The sequence below is a fragment of the Aquirufa aurantiipilula genome, from assembly GCF_019923745.1.
In the GTDB taxonomy this organism is placed as follows: domain Bacteria; phylum Bacteroidota; class Bacteroidia; order Cytophagales; family Spirosomataceae; genus Aquirufa; species Aquirufa aurantiipilula.
Genome location: NZ_JAANOG010000026.1, coordinates 1 through 2,831 on the forward strand (window position 1 = coordinate 1; position 2,831 = coordinate 2,831).

3 protein-coding genes and 1 tRNA gene are annotated in these 2,831 nt (G+C 37.8%); 3 read left to right on the plus strand and 1 reads right to left on the minus strand.

Features of this window, described 5'->3' with window-relative positions; all coding sequences use genetic code 11:
• The first annotated feature begins 168 nt into the window (after positions 1–168).
• Positions 169–1,038: a pirin family protein gene (locus G9H60_RS13155; RefSeq protein WP_262900049.1), complete on the plus strand. Its 870-nt coding sequence runs from the start codon at positions 169–171 to the stop codon at positions 1,036–1,038.
• A gap of 104 nt (positions 1,039–1,142) precedes the next feature.
• Here G9H60_RS13155 and G9H60_RS13160 read toward each other — a convergent pair whose 3' ends face one another.
• Positions 1,143–1,517, minus strand: a complete 375-nt coding sequence (locus G9H60_RS13160) for a DUF3127 domain-containing protein (protein ID WP_109323082.1) — start codon at positions 1,515–1,517, stop codon at positions 1,143–1,145.
• Positions 1,518–1,593: 76 nt separating this feature from the next.
• Between G9H60_RS13160 and G9H60_RS13165 the strand changes: the two genes are divergently transcribed.
• Both G9H60_RS13165 and trhO read left to right on the plus strand, forming a co-directional pair.
• A tRNA-Leu gene (locus G9H60_RS13165) sits at positions 1,594–1,677 on the plus strand.
• A gap of 38 nt (positions 1,678–1,715) precedes the next feature.
• On the plus strand, positions 1,716–2,726 hold the full coding sequence (gene trhO, locus G9H60_RS13170) for an oxygen-dependent tRNA uridine(34) hydroxylase TrhO (RefSeq protein WP_223144505.1): 1,011 nt from the start codon (positions 1,716–1,718) through the stop codon (positions 2,724–2,726).
• Positions 2,727–2,831: the final 105 nt, after the last annotated feature.

Below are 2,831 nucleotides of genomic sequence, written 5' to 3' on the forward strand. Positions count from 1 at the left end.
GCTATAAATTCCTTGAGAAAGTTCTTCTAAAACTTGTTGTTTGAAACTTTCACTGTAACGATAAATCCTCTTAATTTTAAGCATAAGTATTCAGTTTATAACTGTCTACTTTTTTCAGGACGGTACAGGTGATTTCGGAGATTATTACTCCATTAACAATTGAAGATTATGACAAAGAAAGTTGAGTTAGTATATCCTCCAGGTGAAGTAAATTTTGTAGGAGATGGGTTTAGAGTACATAATTTTATTCCAAGTCGTTATGGACTAGACATGCAACGTATGAGTCCATTCATCATGTTGGATTATGGTTCAAAGCATTACTTCTCTCCTTCAGCACAAGCAAGAGGCGTAGGTGTTCATCCTCACAGAGGTTTTGAAACAGTAACCATTGCCTATAAAGGACGAGTAGCTCACCACGACAGTAGTGGTGGTGGAGGAATCATAGGTGAAGGTGATGTACAGTGGATGACTGCTGCATCAGGAGTATTACACAAAGAATATCATGAAGAGACTTTCAGCGCAACAGGTGGAGATTTTCAAATGGTTCAATTGTGGGTAAATTTACCTGCAAAGGATAAAATGTCTCCTCCTAAGTATCAGGCTATCTCGAACCAACAAATCATGAAAGTTGATTTAGGTGATTCTAGTTATATTGAGGTGATTGCTGGAGAATATCAAGGTCAAAAAGGTCCAGCTTCTACCTTCACTCCGGTGAATATGTTGAATGCCAAATTAAAGAGCGGCGCAAAAGCTAGTTTTTCATTCCCTGCTTCTTACAATACCTGTTTATTGGTCATAGAAGGAAATGTACAAGTAAATGGAACAGAAGAGCTTGCCTTAGATCATCTGGCCTTGATGGAAAATAAAGGAGAAGAGTTTTCAATAGAGGCTAAAGAAGATAGTGTCGTGTTAATTTTGAGTGGCGAACCAATAAATGAGCCCATTGCAGCACATGGCCCATTTGTTATGAATACACGTCAAGAAATCATGCAAGCTTTTGAAGATTTTAATGCTGGTAAATTTGGGTATTTATCGTAAATAATAGAGTTCTAGCAGTGCTAGAACTCTTGAAATACACAATCCCGAAAAAAAATAAAGCCCTAGGATCGCTAGGGCTTCTTTGGTATAAACCAAATCAAATATTAAAAAGGAAGATCATCTCCAGATTCAGCTTCCAATGGAGGGAACTGATATCCGCCACTGGCTGTAGGAGCTACATTAGGAGGAACCGATGGTGCTGCACCAGAACGATCTAAACGATAGGCTCTGATTTCAGTATACCAGCGGTCATTGTATTCTCTTGATTCGACATTGAATTGTACTTTTACTATTTCACCTTCCTGTACAGGAGCTAAATCTTGAGTCTTATCACCCCAGACCGACATACACACTTTTTTAGGGTATTGGTCTTGAGTTTCAATGACAAATTCTTGCTTGATCCAATTGGTTCCATTACGTCCAGTACCGGTTACTTCAGGAAGTTTTTTAATTAATTTTCCGCTGATTTCTAAAGCCATTCTGTTTATTCAGATTTGATGAAAACTTGATTTCCTTGCAAGTAAGCAAATATTTGGTAATTTTGCTAACCATTTTGGCGATGTGGTGAAATTGGTAGACACGCTACTTTGAGGTGGTAGTGCCGTTTTAGGTATGGGAGTTCGAATCTCCCCATCGTCACTGTTTTTTTTATTATTAATCTGTAAATCATGTTGAAGATGAAACCTTACAGTGTGTTGCTTTACTATAACTACACCCCTGTGCCAGATCCTGAGGCTTATCGGGAAAAACACCACCTTTTTTGTATTGAAAACAATATCCTAGGCCGAATTATTGTGGCATCAGAAGGATTGAATGGGGCCGTTTCAGGACTCAAAGAAGATTGCGACAAGTACATGCAATGGTTGGAAAGCGACCCTATTTTTCAGGGTACAGATTTTGACTTTAAAATCGAAGAATTTGACAAACACACCTTTAATAAATTGCATGTGCGGGTTAAAAATGAAATTGTTCATTCCGACTTGCCTGTTAATCCTTTAGAAAGAACAGGTAAGCATTTAAAGCCTAATGAATTCAAAGAATTATTGAAAAATAATCCTGATGTCGTTTTGGTGGACATGCGTTCCAATTATGAGCATGAGTTAGGCCGTTTCAAAGGTGCTTATACTTTTGACATGGAAAATCTACGTGATTTACCTGACCATGTGCATGAAATAGAGCATTTGAAAGATAAGAAAGTCATTACTTACTGTACTGGTGGTATAAAATGTGAAAAAGCTTCTGCTTATTTACTAGAGAAAGGTTTTAAAGATGTATATCAATTGCACGGTGGTATCATAAAATACGGATTAGAAGAAGGAGGAGAAGATTTTGACGGATCTTGTTATGTTTTCGACAGTCGTGTAGCTACACCCGTTAATAGCATAAACCCTGTTGTTATTTCCAAATGTCATGTTTGCCAGGAACCATCCGATCACATGGTGAATTGTGCCAATCCGGAATGCAATGAGCACTTGGCTATTTGTCCAAGTTGTTTGAAAGAAATGGATGGTGCATGTTCTCCTGAATGTAAAGATCATCCTAGAAAGCGTCCTTACAACGAAAAAGGATATTATTCCAAACAATCTGTGGGCTACTCTCCTATTTTAGGATTTAAGTCATTCAGCAGAAATGCGAAGATTGAAGAAAAACAAAAAAAGGCTCATTCTGAACTGCACCCAAAAAGTTAGACAACTTTTTGGGTGTTTTTATGTCAAGAAAAGTCAAGTATTCCTACAAGTTTAAGCTTTCGTGCGTGAAAGCCGTTGTTGAGCTTCATCAGCCTATTTTATATG